Raw genomic sequence first — 19,765 nt, 5'->3', positions numbered from 1 at the left:
CAAGGCAGCCCTAACCAGGCTGCCTTTTCACATACTTCCAAACGCTCTGACCAATACTAAAACGGGTGATGAAAATGGCATGCCGTTCTAGTGATGAATTGAAAAAACTGGTTGAGGAAGCGCGTAAGGAGACGGTGCACGGAAAGGTGGCCGATTATATCCCGGCGCTTGGTAAGGCGGATCCGGGGGATTTATCCATTGCGATTCAATATCCTGGCGGCGAATGCGTCTCTGCCGGTGATGTTGAGGAAAAGATTACGCTTCAAAGTGTGTCAAAAGTAATCAGCCTGGCCTATGTTTTAATGGAAAGGGGCCCTGATTATGTGTTCGACCGTGTCGGGATGGAGCCGACGGGCGATCCGTTCAACTCGATTGCCAAGCTTGAGACTATGGCGCCTGCCAAACCGCTGAATCCAATGATCAATGCAGGGGCGCTCGTCGTTACACATATGGTGGAAGGAAGTTCTCCGGATGAGCGTTTTGAAAGGCTGCTTGGTTTTGTGCGGCGGCTCGCAGATGATGAAACGATCGGCTATTGCCGGGAAGTGGCAGAGTCGGAATTGAGGACAGCCGATCTGAACAGGGCGCTTTGCTATTTCCTGAAGCAGCATGATGTCATCCAGGAAGATGTAGAAGATCTGCTCGACTTATATACGAGGCAGTGTGCAATTGAAATGAACTGCCTGAACCTGGCGAGGATCGGCCTCGTTTTTGCGCTGGATGGGAAAGATCCGCGGACAGGCGTGGAAATCATGCCAAGGGATATCGCGCGGATCTGCAAAACCTTTATGGTAACCTGCGGCATGTACAATGCCTCAGGCGAATTTGCGATCAAAATCGGGATCCCGGCGAAAAGCGGTGTTTCAGGAGGGATCATGGGTGCGGTTCCTGGCCGTTTTGGCATTGGCATCTTCGGGCCGGCCCTTGATGAGAGGGGAAACAGCATTGCAGGGATCCGGCTTTTGGAACTGCTGTCGAAGAATTACAGTTTAAGCATGTTTTAATTCAATAATAAAAAACCCGCTGTAACTCAGCGGGTTTCTGGCTTATGCGGGTTCCATGATCTGGTCAAAAAAGGATGAGATCAGCTCTTCAAGTTTTTCAATATCTTCTGCATTGAACAGACCGCTTGTTTTAACAGAGACCATTGTGCTCTCAATCAAAAACCTTCTCGGATTCTTGGATCTTAGAAGTTCTTCCTGTATAAAATCAAGAAGCTCCACATATTTAGGCTCTTCTTTGTTGATTGCTTTTTTCAGCGTGAGGACCGTGTGGTGGAGATCCTTTTGGAAGCCGGGATTTGGGTGTCTGCAGTCTGGCGCCCATTTATCCAGAAGCTCAGGCTGAAACAGCTGGTCTTCTGTACTGGATACCTCTTCAACCATTTTCACAATTCTCTTTACACTGTACTGTACCACCTGGTGGATGCTGGCATTCACTTCATTCGCAATTGTGTGATATTTCAGGTTCTGGTTAAGGATCCCGAGAAATATGATCGAGCAGTCAAGAAGATAGTATTTCTTGCTTTCGCCGAACAGATCGATGAACCGCTGGTACAGCCAGCGCAGCATGCGGAGCTGTCCGCGTTTGATGAATTCCTTCAGGTCTTCATCATTTAAGATGTAGACTTCTTCGAAAAGGGCGATCAGCTTATTCGCTCGGTTCGTTATCAGCTGAAGCTCGATCTGCTGGATGAATATATCTATATCGGCAGGATCCTGGCCGATGAGCAGTTCATTGCGTTCTTTTTCCAGCTGGGAATAGATGCTTCTGACCATTTCAATCAGGAGTTCATTCTTAGATGGAAAATAATTATAGAAGGTTCCTTTGGAGATGCCGCTGTACTCCAGGATATCCTGAATGCTGGTGGCCTGAAAGCCTTTATCGATAAACAGCTGGTGTGCCATTTTGATCACATGCTGTTTCCTGTCATTCATAAAATCACCTTTTTTAAGTAGTATACTGCCTGTATATATTTTATAGTACACCATTTATTATGCCAAAACAAATCCAGTTATTTCAACGATACTTTGGGATTGCAATCTTTGTACCGATGGTATATGATATGTTTTGTGAAACAGGAGTCCAATATATTGGACTTAAAGTATAGGAGGAAAAAATGGAACAAAAAATAAATAATACAGGCAGGCCGCCGTACGGTATGATCGCGGTTCTGATGATTGGGGCCTTTATTGCTTTCTTGAATAATACGCTCTTGAATATCGCGCTGCCTTCCATCATGAAGGAGCTTGAAATCGGTGCATCAACCGTTCAATGGCTGACTACCGGCTTCATGCTCGTAAACGGAATTCTAATCCCGACAACTGCTTTCCTTATTCAAAAATATTCTGTACGCAGGCTGTTCCTTGCAGCCATGCTTTTATTTACAGCCGGTACTGTACTGGCAGGAACTGCGGATATCTTCGCAGTATTGCTGGCTGGAAGGATGCTTCAGGCATCAGGGTCGGCTATTCTCATGCCGCTCTTGATGAATGTTATGCTTATCAGCTTCCCTGTTGAAAAAAGGGGAACGGCGATGGGTGTATTCGGACTGATCCTCATGTTTGCACCTGCAATCGGCCCTACGCTGTCAGGATGGATCATTGAGCATTACGACTGGAGAATGCTGTTCCACTTCATTACTCCAATTGCGGCTGTAGTTCTGCTAATCGGTTTCTTCCTGCTGAAGGATAAGAAGGAAAAAGTGAATATCCGCCTGGATATGCTGTCTCTTATCCTGTCCAGCATCGGTTTCGGCGGAATCCTTTACGGGTTCAGCTCCGCGGGGGACAAGGGCTGGGACAGCCCGCATGTGTATGTAACGATTACAGTGGGTGTTATCTCGCTGATTATTTTCATCCTGCGCCAGACAAAGCAGGAGCGCCCGATGCTGAACTTTGGGGTTTATAAATATCCGATGTTTGCTTTATCATCAGCCATTACGATGGTAGTTAATATGGCGCTGTTCTCCGGGATGATCCTTCTGCCGATTTATGTGCAGACGCTTCGCGGGATCTCGCCTATGGATGCAGGTCTTCTGCTTCTGCCTGGAGCCATCATCATGGCATTCATGTCGCCTATTACCGGCCGTTTGTTCGATAAATTCGGAGGACGCGTGCTTGCGATCATCGGACTTGCGATCACTGTAGTAACGACTTACTTGTTCTCAAAGCTTACTCTTGATACAACTTATACAAATCTGATCATTCTTTACTCTGTCCGTATGCTTGGGATGTCCATGGTTATGATGCCGGTATCAACTAATGGCCTTAATCAGCTGCCAGCCCAGTATTACCCGCATGGTACAGCGATGAATAACACATTGAACCAGGTATCTGGCGCGATTGGCACGGCATTGCTTGTGACAATCATGTCAACGCGGACCAAAACCCATGCTGAAGAAATTGCTGCTGATGCATTGCAGCAGTCGGCAGGGTCAAATGCCGGCGTCCAGCCGACAGAAGCTGCGCTTGCCCAAATGGAGCAGCAGATCGGCATGCAGGCCATGCTTGAAGGCATCAATGATGCTTTCCTTGTGGCAACCTTCATTGCTGGTGTTGCCCTTGTGCTTGCCTTCTTCATCAAGCGTGCCAGGCCGGCCGAAGAACCAGCTGAAGCAAAATCTGCACAGGAAAAGACTGCACCAAAGCTGGCTGAAAACTAATAGAGAAAAGGAGAATGTCCAAGGGGCATTCTCCTTTTTACATTAAAAAAAGGAAGAGCAGAATCTTCCTTTTCCCTTTTAATATGTTTTTACCACATCATCGAAAGCCCTTCTTGATTTCGGACGCGGATCTTTTGTGCGGTAGCCGAATGCAGCCATGACGGATATGCCGAAGCGGCCGTCTTCAAGGATGCCTTCCTCCTGGAGCAGTTCATTCATTTTTTCAATATTAAAGCCTTCGATCGGACAGGAGTCGATGCCAATCTGGGCAGCAGCGGTCATCATATTAGCAAGGGCGATGTAGGTCTGCTTGGAAGCCCAGTCATACAGCGGACGATCTCCTTCCAGAAGCTTGAAATCATCTTTCTGGAATTCCTCAACCCGGCCAAGGTACTTTTCGAGTATATCAGAAGGCATATTAAGAACATTGGTAAATTGGTCTTTTAAATAATCAGAATCATACTTCGTATCCATTTTGGTCCGTGCTAGAATGACGACGAAATGGCTCGCATCAGGAAGCTTGCTGTAAGCACCCCAGGAAGCGTTTTTAATTTTTTCCCGAAGCTCCGGGCTTTCAATGACAGCAAAGCGCCAAGGCTCAAATCCGAATGAGCTTGGAGAGAGGCGGCCGGTTTCCATGATGAAGCGGAAGTCATCCTCCGGGATTTTTTTATCTGGATCAAATTCCTTTGTTGCGTGGCGGAAATGGTAAGCGTCCAGAATCTCCTGCTTTAATTCTTCTTTATTGCTCATCTCGTCAACTCCTTCTATTTTTCTCTCATTAAAATTACCATAATCCATTTTTTAATTCATGAAATCGGCTCGGCGGGAACCGGAGATGGAAAATTCTGTTTAATACTCCTCTATTTCCATAAATTATTGGGCAGGCCGTGCGGGTAGATAATAACTAGACACCAATGGTAGAACATCTTGGAAAAAAAGCTGGATCACGGAGAACTTTTTATATGTTTCCAGCAGACTCTATCGGGTAATTGAAAAACGAAGCTGAAATTTAAAAAATACAGGAGGTAATCATGATGAATGACAACAAAAAGTTCATTGGAGTATTTGATACGCAGGAAGAAGCAATTAAGAAGATTGACGACTTGAAGCTCCAGGGCTACGGAGAATCGGATATTTATGCCGTTGCAAAGGATGCCGATGATATCTCTATGGTAAGAGGCCGCACCGGGGCAGAAGTGGAAGGAACTGATGCGGACAGCAGTACATGGCTGGACAAGTTCATGTCATTCCTGACGGGAGAGGATGAAGTCCGCGGAGGAATGCAGAATATGGGCTTGACGGATGAAGAGTCTGACCGCTATTACAGTGATATTCAGGCAGGGAAAATCCTGCTGTACGTTGATAAGGATTATGATCAATTCTATGGTGACCGGACACTTGCTAATGAAGCTAACCCTACCAGCCCTGCTGCTCCGACCCTTGATGCTACAGGCTACGGTGCAGTAACCGGGCCGAATAGTACAGCAGGTACAGCCGGCATGGCAAACACTGCAGGAATGCGTACAGGCAGACTGACGGACGAGCCGGACGGCTATGTAGAGGGTGTGAAGGCAGATGAAGTGACCAGATCTGCTGATGTAGAGGGTGTCAAGGCAGATAAAGTGAACGGCTTTGCTGATGATGAAGATGACTTGACAGACCAACAGCGCCTGCGCCTGCGTGAGGAACGTCTGCAGGTTGACAAAGAACGTGTACAGACCGGTGAGGTTCATGTTGAAAAAGACGTTGTAGAAGAAGAGCGTTCAGTCGATGTCAATGTCAGCCATGATGAAGTATACGTAGAACGGCGCAAAGTCGATGGGCAGGCCGTTGACGGAGATACAGGACCGATTGTCGATGACAATGACGATATAAGGATCCCAATTACTGAAGAACGCCTGGAAGTTACGAAGAAACCTGTCGTGACTGAGGAGCTTGTTGTCGGCAAGCGGAAGGTTGAGGATACCGAAACTGTGCGGGATACAGTCAAGCGTGAAGAAGCCCACGTGGATGGGGCGGATGATTACGATGAAGATGACCGTGATTCCGGCACAGCCTATCTGGGCAGGGATCAGGACGACAGCCTGGCAGACCGTATGGACGATCGCGGCCGCTTCTAATCCGAATAACGACTAAACAGCCAGCCCTATGCTGGCTGTTTTTTCTGTTCATAATTATATTTACAAATACATGCAGGTGGTATAAATTGGTATATAAAAGAAAGCGGGAAAGCGTATGACGAACTTCTATTTATTTGCTTTGATGTGCATTTTTCTGATCATCCTGCCAGGTCCTGATACAGCGGTTGCTACAAGAAATACGCTCTCTGCTGGCAGGGTGGGCGGGCTCAAGACAATTGCAGGCACCTGCTCTGCCCTGGCCATCCACACACTTGCGGCGGTTGCCGGAATTTCCGCCCTCATTGTCAAGTCGGCTATGCTTTTTTCTGTATTGAAATATGCCGGTGCCCTCTACCTGGTCTATCTGGGAGTCAAAAGCCTGCTGACAATCAGAAATGGCAAACAGGAAAATGATAATAGCAGCGGGCAATTGATAAAAGGGAAAACGTTCTTCAGGCAGGGCTTCTTGACGAACCTGCTGAATCCAAAGGTCGCTGTATTTTTCCTGACCTTTCTGCCACAGTTTGTTGAAGAGGGGATCGCACCATTTGTTCCTTTCCTCATTATGGGAGCGGTATATACTGTTTTGACTGCAGCGTGGTTTTTCTTATATGTTCTCTTAATCCAGCAGATCAGTTCTTTTATGAAGAAACCGAAGACTCAGAAGGCAATCGAGGGATTGACCGGGACCATTCTCATCGGATTTGGTGTCAAGCTTGCTCTGGAGAAGGCGCGGTAGCCTCCTCATTTCCAACAAAACATGCTATTCTGTAAATAAGATCATAAGAACAGAAGGGCTGAGTCCATGTATTTAACCATTGAAGAAACGGCAGAATATCTGTCATTGCCAGCTGATGCTGTCGAAAAGCTTGTGCAGCAGAAAAAAATCCGCGCCATTTTTGACGGAGAACAGTATCTCATCTATAAAGAGCAATTCAAGACTCATTTGGAACAGATGGAGAAGTATAAAAGGCTGGTCGAGGAAGTACTGAATGAACCAATTCCGGAAGATTGGGATATAAAGGATGAAGACTAATACATAGCGCCTGGGCTGCCGGGTGTTTTTCTTTTTTTGAGGCACTGTTAAAGTCTGTAGTACATAGTGTGATTAAATGGAAAAATAAAAACTGTAAATCGTGTCCTTATTTAAGTGGCCAGCAAGCTTTAAAATAAGCGGAAATTTTCCGGTTAAGCTTTCTAAATATGGCATGAGTGGGTGTAAATAAGCGGAGAATTTCCGGGTAAGCGGAACAAAGTTGCCCATTTTCCTGTTTTTTAAGTTGATAGGCGGAATTTCTCCGTCTATTTGAGCTGATTTTAGAGGTTTTTTGAAATTAGGGGGAATTTCTCCGCTTATTTTTCAGCCGGTCACTGATTCCCTCATTCAGGTCAGGGAAGGGAAGGTTCGCTGGCTGGGCAGGGTAAAAATTTGCTCGTAAAAGGATTTTTTGGGTGACTCAACAATTAGCTTAATGGACAGCGGGATAGGTTAGCGTAATAAGGACTTGAACGTTAAATAAATATTAAGCCGGGTATTTAAACCAATGAAAGATTAGAAAAGAAAATATAAAGAAAACCTGCTGAGAGTACTGAGTGTAAAGATGCCTTTTTGTAAGAGTTAGCTCTAAAGTATTCATAACCAAGTATCCCATTGTATATAGAGATAATTATATAACAACAGATTAAAGCAATATTAGACTTTCCCATCATTAGCGAAATTGTAACTAGTATTAATAAAACCAAGCCTATGACTTTTTTGACTAACTGAAATGTCTTGTGCAAAATATTCACCTCAATACCAGACTAATTACAATATATAAATTTGTATATAGAAAAATAACTCATTTTTCGCCTTAGTATTTTTAGTTTGTGAACAAATGTATTTAAAGAAAAGGGGGCTTTGATTCTAGAAGGACTAATGTCCTTTGTTATGGAATCACTTATGGTATGAACGGGGCAGGTTAGCGAAAAAATAAATTGAATAAATAGGTAATATTTAAAAGAAGGGGAATTTTGTTATCTTTAATGATTATAGTTAAGTTAAGATTGATGTAATAGGGAGCTGGAAGATGAAAAATAAAAAAAGGAATAGAGGCGGCTTTTTTAAGGATACCCTAATTGAACTAATTGGTGAAGTCGTTTGGAACTTCTTAATGTTTATACCGAGATTAATAATTCGCTTAATAAGTAACATTTGGTGAAGCACTTTTTAGTCAAACTGGGCTATAAGGCTGACTTCAATTTTTATAAATTCTGGTGCGTAAATCTGTATATTGGTCTTGAGGAATTATGCCATATTCTTTAGAGCCTTTCTTGTAGAGTAGGGGCAGGTTAGTTAAAGAAGGGATTTGGTACTTGGTCCCAGAATATACATATTTAGAGATATAAAGGGGGGGTACAAATGGATTTCTATTGGATGGGTCTTATCTTTTGGACTTTAATAATTGCCTCGTTCTTGTTATTAATATTAGGTTTGCTGAAAAAATCTTGGAGATTTTTAATATATAGTGGAATATCACTTATTTTACCATCGCTTTATTTTGTTGGTGGAGAGAATTGGGTCAGACTGTTGGTTCTTTTCCCCCTAATTCCTTTTGTACTCGCTTATTATATTAAAAAGAGTGTTTAGCATTTTTATTTAGCCGTATTGGTTGTTTAAATAAAGGTTCAATATATTTAGTAATCAATTAGGGGGGATACTTTGAAGAGTTTTGAACAAGAATACCTTACAATTGTAAATGAGCAATTTAAGCACTTTAAAGAACGTGCTGAAAAGGGTATACAACAATTGTCAGAAGACGAATTACATTGGAAGCCAAGTGAAGATTCCAATAACATTGCAATTATACTCCAGCATTTAAGTGGGAATATGCACTCTCGATGGGTAGATTTTTTGACTGCTGATGGGGAAAAATCATATAGAGATAGAGATTTGGAATTTGTTGATAATAATGAATCCAAGGAACATCTTATGCAAATTTGGGAAGAAGGATGGAAGCTACTTTTTAATACGATTGAAAATCTTAAAGCAGAAGACTTAAATAGAACTGTTACTCTGAGACAGCAACCTTTAAGTGTTCTTCAAGCAATTCAAACTGAAGTGGCACATATTAGTTATCACCTAGGTCAAATCCTATATATTGGAAAACAGATTAAGGATAAAGATTGGACTATTTTAAGCATTCCAAAGGAAGGTTCAAAAGAATTTAATAAGAAGGTCTCAGCTAAAAAATTATGATATAGCTTCTAATTCTTTAATTAACAGGCGATTGTACGTTGAAGGTAACCATTCTTTCTTCTTAAATCAAGATTGTGAAACATTACACTTAAACTATAGGGTGCTTTAGTCCACCAAGCAATTATTACAAAATGGAACTTCCACAAATCAGGAAGTTCCATTTTTTTTATCTCAACATTGAACTTTAACAGCCCTATCAATTATGCACCAGCCTGGTGAGACAGAAAAAAGAGAAACAATGACATTTCGGATAAGTTTATTGTTGTGCTGATGGATAAAAAGGAGTATATTTAAATGAGAATGATAATCAATTCTATTGGTTATGAGGAGTGAGCGGAATGAATCAGCAGGAGATTTTTGATGTCACCATTATTGGCGGGGGGCCAGCAGGCCTTTATTCAGCCTTTTACAGCGGCCTCAGGGAAATGAAAACAAAACTGATTGAATTTCAGCCGCAGCTTGGCGGAAAGATACATGTTTATCCTGAAAAGATGATTTGGGACGTCGGCGGCCTGACGCCAACTCCCGGTGCAAAGCTGATTACACAGCTGGTAGAGCAGGGGCTGACCTTTGATCCGGAGGTTGTGCTTAATGAGAAGGTAGAAGCGATCTCCCGCGGGGAGGATGGGATTTTTGTCCTTTCCGGGTCTTCGGGCAGGCTGCATTATTCAAGGACAATCATTGTCGCTGTAGGCAGCGGAATTCTGAATCCCCAGAAGCTGAACATAGAGGGCGCTGAACGGTTTGAGGTTTCCAATCTGAATTATACGGTAAAATCTCTGCAGCATTTCAAGGATAAAACGGTCATCATTTCAGGCGGCGGCAATTCTGCGATTGATTGGGCGAATGAGCTGGAGCCGGTCGCACGCCAGGTGTATATCGCTTTCCGGAAAGAGAACCTTTCCGGGCATGAGGCGCAGGTGTCCCAGCTTCTTGGGAGCTCGGCCATCTGCCTTGGCTGCACGTCAATCACAAAGCTGATTGCAGGTGAAAGCCATGAGATGATTGAAAAGGTCGAGCTGACCAATTGTGAAACAGGAGAAGTTTCATATCTGGATGTGGACGAAGTCATCATCAACCATGGCTATGAACAGGATGCTTCATTATTGAAGAATAGCGGATTGAAGATTGATATTGCCCAGGATTTCTATATTTCCGGGAACAGCTGCAGCGAATCTTCTATTGAGGGGCTCTATGCAGCAGGAGACATCCTTCAGCATGAAGGCAAGCTCAATCTGATTGCAGGCGCGTTCCAGGATGCTGCCAATGCGGTGAACAAAGCAAAGCAATTCATCCAGCCGGACGCCGGCAGGGCCGCGATGGTCTCGTCCCATAATGATGTGTTCAAGCAGCGCAACCGCAAAATTGTCCAGCAGATGATTAAATAATAGAGATAAAGGCAGGTACCCTGATTTGGGCGCCTGCCTTTTTTAGTATTCTTGATACCGTATTTCCGTTCCTCTTCCCACATACCATTCATAGAAATCTGCAGCCATTTCTTTCGGTACATCATCAAGGCTGGAATGGAGGACCGGCTTGGCTCTGTTGACGGTTTCAATTGAAGCAAGGCCGAGCCACTTTTGAAAAAGATTGCTTGTTACGCTGATCTCGATCACCTTTTCCCGCTTAGAAATGAACAGTGAAGTGGACAGGCTTCCGGATTTCATCTGGATGAACTGGCTGTTCAGGGTGTATCTTGTATTCCAGTAATCCAGGATTCTCAACAGGCCTATGATGATTAGGAGGCCAGCGGAAACGAACAGCCAGGCTCTCTCTGTATCAAGGATTTCAGGCTTGAACCATGCCAGTCCTGCAGTGGCCAGAATCCACACCCAGCTTGGCTTTAACAGGCGGATCCAGAAAGACTTCCCTGGCAGCCGCTTCATTTCCCTGGTGACCTCGTATTGCGGCAGGATTTCAGAAATCATTTCATAGGCCCTTTTAACAGGAAGGAAAGGATACAAAGTGCTGATTTCAGGAGAATCCTCACCGAGGCTTACACCGCCGGCGCTTGTCAGCTTTACTTCTGCAAGTCCCAGCAGCCTTTTGATGGGAGGCTGTTTTACCTCAATAGCCTGCACCCTCTCTTTTAAAATGGAGAATCTGGATTCATCAAGCACTCCCTGGACAATATAGATCCGTTCCTGATCTGAGGAAATTTCATATTTCCCGTATTTAAGATAAGTCCTTGCCACACCGATCCCGGTCGAAACGAGGAGCAGAAGGATTAGGATGCCTGCAAGAAGAAGACTTGAACCCATCAATGCGGCAAAAAGACCCTGGGCCTGCTCATCCAGGTCAAATACTTCATCGATTTTAAAATAAATGGACACAATGGCGGAAAACAGGACAAGGAAGCTGAAGGAAGTGAATGATGCTTTGAGGATGTCCTTTTTTCCAGGGGTAAAATGGACGATCCTCCCGGCAGGAAGCACAGGCTGTGCATTTTGCTCATTTCCGGCTTCGTGGCCAGCCGGAGGAGCGTCCGCCGGATCCACAAGTGAAATGCCTTCCTCCTGCGGACGGGAAACATATTCTTCCAGCTTTTCAGCTTCTTCCTTTCGGATGACCTTGAATTCAATCGCTGAATCTGCGCCTGTCATTCCTGTTTCAAACCGGATTGAAGTCAGACCGAATATCCGGTGAAAAAGGGAGGTGCGGTAATTCACATTCTGTACCTTTGAAAAAGGGATGGTCTGATTCGATTTGGTAAAAATCCCTTCTTTTAAATGAAAGGAAGTGCCATCAAGCTTATAGGTGCTTGTCAGCCACTTCAGGACAATTGAAACAGCGGAAACTAGCATGAAAAGGAAGAATGCCAGCCTTCCGTATTTAACATACGCAGCATCAGAGCCAAATTTGATGACAAACAGAAAGAAAACGATGAATATGGAACCCTTCACCAGCTGATAGAGATTCATCAGCATGATGAGCGGGTGATGGCGTTTTTCCTCAATCATTGTTCCACTTCCTTTATTTTGGCGAAACGGGCAATCGTATCCCGCAGTTGCATAGCCACTTCCTCAGGCAATGCAGGAATAGTGTGGGAAGAGCCCATCGTTTCAATCGAGATGGAATAGAGGCCATATCTCCTCATCAATGGTCCCTGGCTGGCAGATACAGATTGGATTTTTGTCATAGGGACCAGCTGGTGCTTCTCAGTGATCGCCCCGAATTTCAGCTTCAGGAATTCCTCGTCCACTCCATACCGCCAATTTTTATAAAGCAGCATCGGCCTGATGATAGACCAGGGAATAGAGAGAACTGTAATCACCACTAATCCCATCAGAATCCAGCCGATCCACTCTTTCCATGCAAAATAATGGTCCAGATAAAATAACAGGCCGAGAACGGCGAAGGCAATAATGTCGCCGATCATATCGGCCGTAATCCAAACTTTTACCGCGTTTTTTGATAATCTGTTTTGAGGCGGTGCAATCCGCGATTCCAAAAATACCACTCCTGAAAACAATTTAATAGAAACATTAAGTCCTAATGTTACTTACGTCGAAGGTTATCATAAAGATTCATTTAATTTTGCGGATAAGAGGGAGATTTCTATTTTGCAGCCTGTTTAACACGAATAATGGAATGTATCTGTTTTCAAAAGATCTTTTACTTGTAAAATACGAACATTAATATAAGTTGACTTTTTATCGTTCGTGTATTAAACTCTTTAATGGGCTGGGACAGTAAATGCCCGCCGAATAATAATAATAGTTGACTCTGGATGCTTCCGAGGAAGCAGGACTTGATTTTATACACATATAAGGAGTGTTACTCATGGATAATGTATTTGATTACGAGGATATTCAATTAATTCCGGCAAAATCAATTGTGAACAGCAGGACTGAGTGTGATACAACGGTTGAGTTTGGAGGACGCACCTTTAAGCTGCCGGTTGTGCCTGCCAATATGCAGACCATTATTGATGAGCGCATTTCCATTCAATTAGCAGAAAAGAATTATTTTTACATCATGCACCGCTTCCAGCCTGAGAAGCGCCTTGCATTTGTAAGGGATATGAAATCACGCGGATTATATGCGTCAATCAGCGTCGGTGTTAAAGAGGAAGAATACACTTTCGTTCAGCAGCTGGCTGAGGAAAATCTGGTTCCTGAATATATTACAATCGACATCGCCCATGGCCATTCCAATGCAGTGATCAAAATGATTCAGCATATCAAGCAGCTCCTTCCGGGAAGCTTTGTCATCGCAGGAAATGTCGGCACGCCTGAAGCAGTCCGTGAGCTGGAGAATGCGGGTGCTGATGCAACGAAAGTTGGAATCGGGCCAGGGAAGGTCTGCATTACGAAAATCAAAACCGGCTTTGGAACCGGCGGCTGGCAGCTGGCGGCATTAAGATGGTGCGCCAAGGCAGCAAGCAAGCCGATCATTGCGGATGGGGGCATCCGCACACATGGCGATATCGCCAAATCAGTCCGTTTCGGCGCTTCCATGGTCATGATCGGTTCCCTTTTTGCGGGTCATGAAGAATCTCCTGGAGAAACAGTCGAAGTTAACGGGAAGCTGTACAAAGAATACTTCGGATCTGCTTCCGAGTTCCAAAAAGGCGAAAAGAAGAACGTGGAAGGCAAGAAAATGCACGTTGAATACAAAGGTGCTTTAGAGGATACGCTGGTCGAAATGGAGCAGGATCTTCAGTCCTCCATCTCCTATGCGGGAGGAAACAAGCTGTCCGCCATCAAGAATGTGGACTATGTGATTGTCAAGAACTCCATCTTTAATGGAGATAAAGTATACTAATCAGCAAGCCGCCTGTCCTGGATAGGCGGTTTTTTGCTGCATTCAGAGGATAAAAATGAAATAAGAGAGACTATTTTTGAAACCAGAACATGTTTGGAATTGTCTAACTGCCAGGAAGAAGGGGGGAAGGAATTGGAGAAAAGAGAAAGAGACCAATTGCTGACAGAAGCCATGGATGAATATGGGCATTACCTGACCCGGCTCGCTTATGCTTTTGTAAAAGACGAAGCGAAAACCGAGGATATCATCCAGGAGGTCTATATCCGCTATTATCTGAAACTGGAACAATTCGAAGGCCGGTCCAGCGTTAAAACCTATTTATACAGAATGACCGTGAATGAATGCAAAAACTACCTGAAAAGCTGGTCCTTCCGAAAAATAGATTTTTTTAATAGAAAAAGTGTGATGCCTTCATCCCATTTTACCCCTGAAGAGGAAGTGCTGAGGCGGGAGGAGGAAAGCTGGACTTTCCGGCTGATTGACAGGCTGCCGGTCAAATATAAGGAAGTCCTTTGGCTCCATTATTATGCAGAGCTTTCTGTAAAGGAGATCGGGGATATTTTGAAGTGCCCGGCCAATACGGTGAAAACCAGGCTGGCCAGGGGAAGGAAAATGGCTCGGCTGACAATGGGAGAGGAGGAGATTGAAGATGCCAAAGAATATTAAGCAGGAGCTTGAGGACAGTATCCCAGACCATATCACCATGTCAGGCAGGCAGAAGCAGAAAATTTTAACAGAGGCAGCAAAACGCCTCGAGCGCAAGCCCCGCCACAGCAGCAGACTCATTCTGCCCCTTGTCAGTGCTGCCGCTATCCTTGGGCTGTCGGGCATACTTGCCGCTCCCTATGTCCAGGAAGAGATGAAAGAAAGTGAAGTCCGGCAGCAGCTTGACGACACTTTAGAAAAAGTGACGGTTCCAGATGCAAACTATCCTTCTTTAGTCAACTCCCAATATGTAGAGGAAACGAAAGAACTGGTCTACACAGACGGAAAAGGGTTCTATTCCTTCAATAAGGAAACGAAAACAACCGAGACGCTGGTCAAGCCGGAAGAGGGGGCAGGTTTGTATGAATTTGCGGTGAATGGAGATTGGCTAGTGTGGGACACCCAGGTCAAAGGTTATGCTTTGAACCGGCAGACTCATGAGATTGAAGAAATTCCAGGTGAGTTATTTGGTGATTATCAGGTTTATGGGAATCTGTTGAGTTATCTTTCTGTAGGTACTGACGATCAGTTTACCGGATATAAACTGCTGGATTTGCTGACACTGCATCAGTCTAATCTACATGAGCTTACAGGAGAAGGCACTAGCAGCCAGGCCTCCCTGAATGACGGATATATTGTCATACCAGAAACCATTGTGGAAAATGAAGAAAAGAATATTCTTTTTACCCTCTATGACTTGAAAGGCAGGGAAGAGGAAAGGGAATTCAAAGTTCCTTATGAACAGGCTGTCAATGTTACACTGACCGATGACAAAATCTATGCGGAGCTTTCAAATGAGGGGAGGTCCCCGGGTTTAGCATACATCAGCCTGGACGACGGGGAGGTCCACAAAGTAAAGGCTCCATCCTTCGATGCCTATGCTGTATACGAAGATTACCTGGCTTTGAGTATACCTGAAAAAGAAGATTCGAATACGGTCAAGCTGTACAGAATCGTCGATGACAGTGCAGAGGCCCTGCCAGCCTTTGAGCATGTAGAAGAACGGCTGGTCAAACCGAGGTTTACAGATGACGGGTTGCTTGTGGTGAACGGGGAAGGCGAGGACATTTCTATGTATCTTCTGGATACAGAAAAAATTAAAAATTGAAGGAGAGATTTACCTCAGCTTGGTGCTGAGCAGAGAAAATCTCTCCATACATTCGCCGCTGGCACTATAATAAATGTAAATGGGAGATAAGAGGAGAGGGGCGGTTTCAATCGATTTGTTTGAATTGTACTATAAAAAATACAATGAAACGGTGCAGGCGGAGGATTATATTGAGTGGGCCAGCGGCTGCCTGGCGCTGGATACACGAGAGATCAAGAAGCTCGCCGGGATGAGGGCACCCTTAAATTTATTTGAAGTGGAAAGCATGTTTGCGGATGCAATGAAAAGTGTTGGATATGAAGCTCCTCCTGAAGAAGAGTGCCTTGAATACCATCTAAAGCAGCTGCATGCAAAGTTATTGATGCCTGAAGAGAATGCCATTGAAAGGGTTAAAGAGATTTATATCTGTACGGTGCGAAATGGCTTATCAGAGGAACAGATGGATTGGCAGGAGGTCAGCGATGCCATTGATGACTTTGAGTTCGGTGATAATCTCCCTGGCTATAACATGGATAAAATCCATGAACTGATCATTACAAACGCCAGGAGGCTCTGGCATACTAAATTCAGCAAAATATCTTTCGGGGAATTCATCGGGCAGGAAATTACTAAAGTCGAGACAGAAGGTCAATTTATAATTGAATTTGAGAAGGGATATCTCAGTATCGAGTGTCCCTGGAGGATACGAAAGGCAGATGGGATTCTGCTGGGAGAAACAGATATACGCTCAAATTCAAGAGAATGGAAGTCTGTCAAAGAACTTCTGGCCGGCAAAAGAATTGAGGATGTCAGGCTGCTGGAGCAGTGTCCGTTTCTTATTGTACAGTGCGGGGACCTGTTCCTGGATTTATTCCATGCAAGTTCTTTTTTCGACGGATGGACCTTGGCTGACGAGGGAGATTTCTATCTGTTTTCCATGCATGGCGGGAGTATAGCATAGTAATAAGAAGAAACAAGAAAACGGCACCCATCCAGGTGCCGTTTTCTATTTATCCGGCTTTCTCAGCCAGCTCCATCCCGTTTTTCAGGCTCTTGAACTTCAAGTAAAAGGCGCATGTCATGATCAGGGACAAGGCTCCGAAGATGACGCTCATATACTGCAGGCCGACCGCATCAAGCAGGAAGCCGGTCATAAGGAGGACAATCTGGAAGACCAGGCGGTCGAGCATGTTCCGGAAAGAGAAAAAGCGGCCGTGGAAATCCTTTGGCACCCGTGTCTGGAAGATGGTGGCTGCAGTCGGGAAGAAGCAGCCGACCGCAAAACCGAAGATCAGGAATGCCAGGACAGACAGAACAGGTATATCAGCAAAATAAAGGATCAGCTGCGATATGCCGATGATAAAGGAAAAGAAAAACAGGATGCTGTATGGCGAGCTTTTGCCGCTGATCTTTTTCACCGCAAAGGCGCCAAGCATGAAGGCAACTCCCTCAGCAGTATAAATCCACCCTTTAATGGCCGAGCTGTCCTGAAGCTCGCTGATATTGATGACCATCAGGTTGAATCCGCCGAGGAATAAAAGCGGGACAAGCGTCAGCACGAGTGTCATAAACACAATTGGCAGCCCCTTGATGACGGGAAAGACCTCGGAAAATCCTGCGGGCTTCTGTTTGGCATCTTCCTGCTTTTTCAGCTCCTTCTTCTCTTCAAAGCTAAGGAAGCAGGTGAGAATGAACAAGCCCAGATAGGCAGCGAGGGACAAAAGATACAGCATGGATAAAGACATAATGACCAGAAATACCCCTGCAACGGCAGTTCCGAGCACACGCGAAAGGGTTGATACATTCATGTACACTCCGTTCAGCTGCAATAGATCTTTCTCGCCTACCACCATCGGGATGGCTGCCTGTAGGGCAGGGAAATAGAATGCCGCCGATATCTGCAGGAAGACGAGGAAGACGACCATCCACCAGACTGAGCCGGTGTGGATGGCGATCAGCATAAATACAACGCTCACAGAGCGGGCGAAGCCGGAAACAAGCATGACGGTTTTCTTGCTTGCCTGATCCGTAATCCTGCCGGCTGCGGGACCAACCGCAAGGCCGGCAAGCAGGCCTGCTGCAAGAATAAGAGACTTCAGGAAATCTGAAGCTACCTTTTCCTGCATAAATTCAAGGTTGCCGATGATTCCGAGCCACAGGCCGAGCCCTGCAATGAACTCCCCTGTCAGTAAAATCCACACGTTCTTATTTTTCCACATATCTGCAGCCTCACGTTTCTGATTATTTCGTTTCTCTAAAGATACTACAGAATTGAAATTTAATGAATGGGTTTACAAAAACTTCTTGCTTTAAGCAAAAATATTGAAAGTTATTTTGTGAGTCTGACATGTCAAACATCTAAAAAAAGGAGTATCCTCGCATCTGAAGGATACCCCTTTTCTAACTACACTGCATCAGCAGCTGACCGTAAAGCATGATCTTTCCTGCCATGCAGGAAATAATACAGCACAGCAGACAAAAGGATCAGTGCACCCATCATGATATACAGGGAGCTGTAGCCTGTTATGGGAATGACGAGGCCAAGCAGGTATGGGCCGAATCCAAGGCCGGCATCAAGGAAAATAAAGAAAGTCGATGTGGCAAGCCCCAGCCTGTGCGGAGCCGTCAGTTTGACGGCGATCGCCTGTGTGCTTGACTGCATATTACCGAATCCAAGGCCGATCAGTACACCTGATAATAGCAGGACAAAGCTTGACCCTGCTGTGCTTAACAGGATCATGCCGGCTGCGAACAGGATGAATGCCGGATACATGATATAGTTGGCGCCCTTCAGGTCCATCAGGCGCCCTGTAAACGGACGGGACAGCAGGACGGCGACTGCATAGACGATAAAGAAGAAGCTTGCAGCGTCCACAAGATCAAGCTCCATCGCATAGAAATTGATGAAAGAAAGGACGCTGGAATAACAAAATGCGATTGCCAGGGTGATGACCGCAATCGGCAGCGCTTTTGGTTCCACAAAGTCCGAAACCCTGAAGCCTTTTGCTTCTGCGCTCTTCGGAGAGCCTGTGACAGGCGGGACAGTGACAAGAAAGGCGGTCGCCAGACTTATGATTCCCAATGCCAGGCAAAAGCTGAAAATCATTTCAAAGCTTGTATGCTGGCTCATATAAATCCCGATGAACGGTCCTACCGCTGTTGCCAGTGTCGCGCTCATGCTATAGTAGCCGATCCCTTCGCCTTTCCTGGCTGCCGGAATGATCTGCGCAACAATTGTACCTGTAGCGGTGCTGGCCATGCCAAGCGTGATTCCGTGAACAAAGCGGTTGGCCAGAAGAAAGGCAACCCCGGCATGGACAAAATATAAAAGAGTCGTCAGCGTAAAGAAAACCAGTCCAATGAACAGCATTCTCTTGCGGCCGACCAGATCGATATAGCGCCCGATGAACAGCCTGCCGATGAGTGTCCCGATAATAAAGATCCCTGTTACTAGTCCGGCCTCGCTTGTCGATGCATCATATTCATTGACGGCATAGACAGAGATGGTGACCATCAGCAAGTAAAAGACAAGTGTTAAAAAAAAGTTGATGGAGGATACAACGATGAAGTCCTTCGTCCAAAGTTTTGCTTCTGAGCTGTTCAATGTGTTTCCCCCTGTTCCATTAAGTTGCTGCGTATGCCTTCCATGAGGCGGATGGCTTCAAGCTGTTCTTCTTCTGTAAAGCCTTTAAGGATTCTCTGCTCAAATTCATCAATGGTCAGCCGCACTTCACTGTACACTTTATGGCCGACCTCTGTGAGCTGCATCCTTTTTTCGCGGCGGTCTTTGCTGGGCACCTGCTCCACAAAACCAAGCTCCTCCAGCCGGGTGATCGTCCGTGTGACGGTCGGTTTTTCAACGCCCTGGTAATGGGAAAGCTCTACAAGAGTGGCTGAGCCAAAATTGGAGATATAATATAAAATCGTCCATTGCGCCCGCTGCAGCTGGTGCTGTGCGAGAAGCTGGTTAAGTTTATTTTCAAACGGACGGTAGAGCATCAATAGCTGATGAAAGAATTTCTGAAACGTTTTGATGGCAAACACCTCTATATAGTTATCAATAATAATAGTTACCGTTAGTAACTATAACAATATAACAGAAAATGTCTTCTCCTGTCCAGAGACAGGCATATTTTTACAATTTTCAGGCAGGTCGGCAGGAAAGAGACATGGGGTTTTCC

19 protein-coding genes are annotated in these 19,765 nt (G+C 45.1%); 12 read left to right on the top strand and 7 right to left on the bottom strand.

Going from position 1 to position 19,765, the window contains the following annotated elements; translation table 11 throughout:
- Nucleotides 1-74: 74 nt before the first annotated feature.
- Nucleotides 75-1,004 carry a glutaminase A gene (glsA, locus tag FZD51_RS18165; RefSeq protein ID WP_148976058.1) on the top strand — a complete coding sequence of 310 codons (930 nt, stop codon included), beginning with the start codon at nucleotides 75-77 and terminating at the stop codon, nucleotides 1,002-1,004.
- Nucleotides 1,005-1,046: 42 nt separating this feature from the next.
- Here glsA and FZD51_RS18160 read toward each other — a convergent pair whose 3' ends face one another.
- A complete protein-coding gene (locus FZD51_RS18160; protein WP_148976057.1) occupies nucleotides 1,047-1,937 on the bottom strand; it encodes a TetR/AcrR family transcriptional regulator in 891 nt (296 codons plus the stop codon).
- A gap of 182 nt (nucleotides 1,938-2,119) precedes the next feature.
- Between FZD51_RS18160 and FZD51_RS18155 the strand changes: the two genes are divergently transcribed.
- Nucleotides 2,120-3,664: a DHA2 family efflux MFS transporter permease subunit gene (locus FZD51_RS18155; RefSeq protein WP_148976056.1), complete on the top strand. Its 1,545-nt coding sequence runs from the start codon at nucleotides 2,120-2,122 to the stop codon at nucleotides 3,662-3,664.
- Between the two features lie 78 nt (nucleotides 3,665-3,742).
- Here FZD51_RS18155 and FZD51_RS18150 read toward each other — a convergent pair whose 3' ends face one another.
- Nucleotides 3,743-4,417: an NAD(P)H-dependent oxidoreductase gene (locus FZD51_RS18150; RefSeq protein ID WP_148976055.1), complete on the bottom strand. Its 675-nt coding sequence runs from the start codon at nucleotides 4,415-4,417 to the stop codon at nucleotides 3,743-3,745.
- Between the two features lie 281 nt (nucleotides 4,418-4,698).
- Between FZD51_RS18150 and FZD51_RS18145 the strand changes: the two genes are divergently transcribed.
- The 6 genes from FZD51_RS18145 to FZD51_RS18120 all read left to right on the top strand — a co-directional run bounded on the left by FZD51_RS18145 (nucleotide 4,699) and on the right by FZD51_RS18120 (nucleotide 10,413).
- Nucleotides 4,699-5,787 (top strand): YsnF/AvaK domain-containing protein, encoded by a 1,089-nt coding sequence (locus tag FZD51_RS18145; RefSeq protein ID WP_262380980.1) that lies wholly within the window; start codon nucleotides 4,699-4,701, stop codon nucleotides 5,785-5,787.
- A 115-nt stretch (nucleotides 5,788-5,902) separates the two neighbouring features.
- The gene (locus tag FZD51_RS18140) at nucleotides 5,903-6,526 is read left to right on the top strand and encodes a LysE family translocator (protein ID WP_148976054.1); all 624 of its coding nucleotides are present in this window, start codon (nucleotides 5,903-5,905) and stop codon (nucleotides 6,524-6,526) included.
- 66 nt (nucleotides 6,527-6,592) lie between these two features.
- Nucleotides 6,593-6,823, top strand: a complete 231-nt coding sequence (locus FZD51_RS18135) for an excisionase family DNA-binding protein (protein ID WP_148976053.1) — start codon at nucleotides 6,593-6,595, stop codon at nucleotides 6,821-6,823.
- A gap of 1,365 nt (nucleotides 6,824-8,188) precedes the next feature.
- Nucleotides 8,189-8,416, top strand: coding sequence for a hypothetical protein (locus tag FZD51_RS18130; protein WP_148976052.1), 228 nt, complete (start codon nucleotides 8,189-8,191; stop codon nucleotides 8,414-8,416).
- A gap of 72 nt (nucleotides 8,417-8,488) precedes the next feature.
- Entirely contained in the window at nucleotides 8,489-9,025 is a 537-nt protein-coding gene (locus tag FZD51_RS18125; protein ID WP_148976051.1) for a DUF1572 family protein, read from the top strand.
- 338 nt (nucleotides 9,026-9,363) lie between these two features.
- A complete protein-coding gene (locus FZD51_RS18120) occupies nucleotides 9,364-10,413 on the top strand; it encodes an NAD(P)/FAD-dependent oxidoreductase (RefSeq protein WP_148976050.1) in 1,050 nt (349 codons plus the stop codon).
- A 42-nt stretch (nucleotides 10,414-10,455) separates the two neighbouring features.
- Here the strand turns inward: FZD51_RS18120 and FZD51_RS18115 are convergent, their stop codons facing one another.
- The gene (locus FZD51_RS18115) at nucleotides 10,456-11,985 is read right to left on the bottom strand and encodes a PH domain-containing protein (protein WP_148976049.1); all 1,530 of its coding nucleotides are present in this window, start codon (nucleotides 11,983-11,985) and stop codon (nucleotides 10,456-10,458) included.
- Nucleotides 11,982-12,476 carry a PH domain-containing protein gene (locus FZD51_RS18110; protein ID WP_148976048.1) on the bottom strand — a complete coding sequence of 165 codons (495 nt, stop codon included), beginning with the start codon at nucleotides 12,474-12,476 and terminating at the stop codon, nucleotides 11,982-11,984. Before FZD51_RS18110 ends, FZD51_RS18115 begins: the two co-directional genes overlap by 4 nt.
- A gap of 332 nt (nucleotides 12,477-12,808) precedes the next feature.
- Between FZD51_RS18110 and guaC the strand changes: the two genes are divergently transcribed.
- The 4 genes from guaC (at nucleotide 12,809) to FZD51_RS18090 (ending at nucleotide 16,545) form a co-directional block, all read left to right on the top strand.
- Entirely contained in the window at nucleotides 12,809-13,792 is a 984-nt protein-coding gene (gene guaC / locus FZD51_RS18105) for a GMP reductase (protein ID WP_148976047.1), read from the top strand.
- 132 nt (nucleotides 13,793-13,924) lie between these two features.
- Nucleotides 13,925-14,458, top strand: coding sequence for a sigma-70 family RNA polymerase sigma factor (locus FZD51_RS18100; RefSeq protein WP_187445813.1), 534 nt, complete (start codon nucleotides 13,925-13,927; stop codon nucleotides 14,456-14,458).
- On the top strand, nucleotides 14,442-15,605 hold the full coding sequence (locus FZD51_RS18095; protein ID WP_148976046.1) for a hypothetical protein: 1,164 nt from the start codon (nucleotides 14,442-14,444) through the stop codon (nucleotides 15,603-15,605). Before FZD51_RS18100 ends, FZD51_RS18095 begins: the two co-directional genes overlap by 17 nt.
- Before the next feature lie 115 nt (nucleotides 15,606-15,720).
- Nucleotides 15,721-16,545: a hypothetical protein gene (locus tag FZD51_RS18090; RefSeq protein ID WP_148976045.1), complete on the top strand. Its 825-nt coding sequence runs from the start codon at nucleotides 15,721-15,723 to the stop codon at nucleotides 16,543-16,545.
- A 49-nt stretch (nucleotides 16,546-16,594) separates the two neighbouring features.
- Here the strand turns inward: FZD51_RS18090 and FZD51_RS18085 are convergent, their stop codons facing one another.
- From FZD51_RS18085 to FZD51_RS18075, 3 genes are all read right to left on the bottom strand, one after another.
- The gene (locus FZD51_RS18085) at nucleotides 16,595-17,803 is read right to left on the bottom strand and encodes an MFS transporter (RefSeq protein WP_148976044.1); all 1,209 of its coding nucleotides are present in this window, start codon (nucleotides 17,801-17,803) and stop codon (nucleotides 16,595-16,597) included.
- 185 nt (nucleotides 17,804-17,988) lie between these two features.
- On the bottom strand, nucleotides 17,989-19,188 hold the full coding sequence (locus FZD51_RS18080; RefSeq protein WP_148976043.1) for an MFS transporter: 1,200 nt from the start codon (nucleotides 19,186-19,188) through the stop codon (nucleotides 17,989-17,991).
- Nucleotides 19,185-19,628 carry a MarR family winged helix-turn-helix transcriptional regulator gene (locus FZD51_RS18075; RefSeq protein WP_148976042.1) on the bottom strand — a complete coding sequence of 148 codons (444 nt, stop codon included), beginning with the start codon at nucleotides 19,626-19,628 and terminating at the stop codon, nucleotides 19,185-19,187. Before FZD51_RS18075 ends, FZD51_RS18080 begins: the two co-directional genes overlap by 4 nt.
- Between the last annotated feature and the right edge of the window lie 137 nt (nucleotides 19,629-19,765).

Origin of the sequence: Bacillus infantis, assembly GCF_008180445.1 — a bacterium.
Taxonomy (GTDB): Bacteria; Bacillota; Bacilli; order Bacillales; family Cytobacillaceae; genus Bacillus_AB; species Bacillus_AB infantis_B.
Note: the sequence above shows the minus strand (reverse complement) of the source record. Positions and strands in the feature narration are given on the sequence as shown.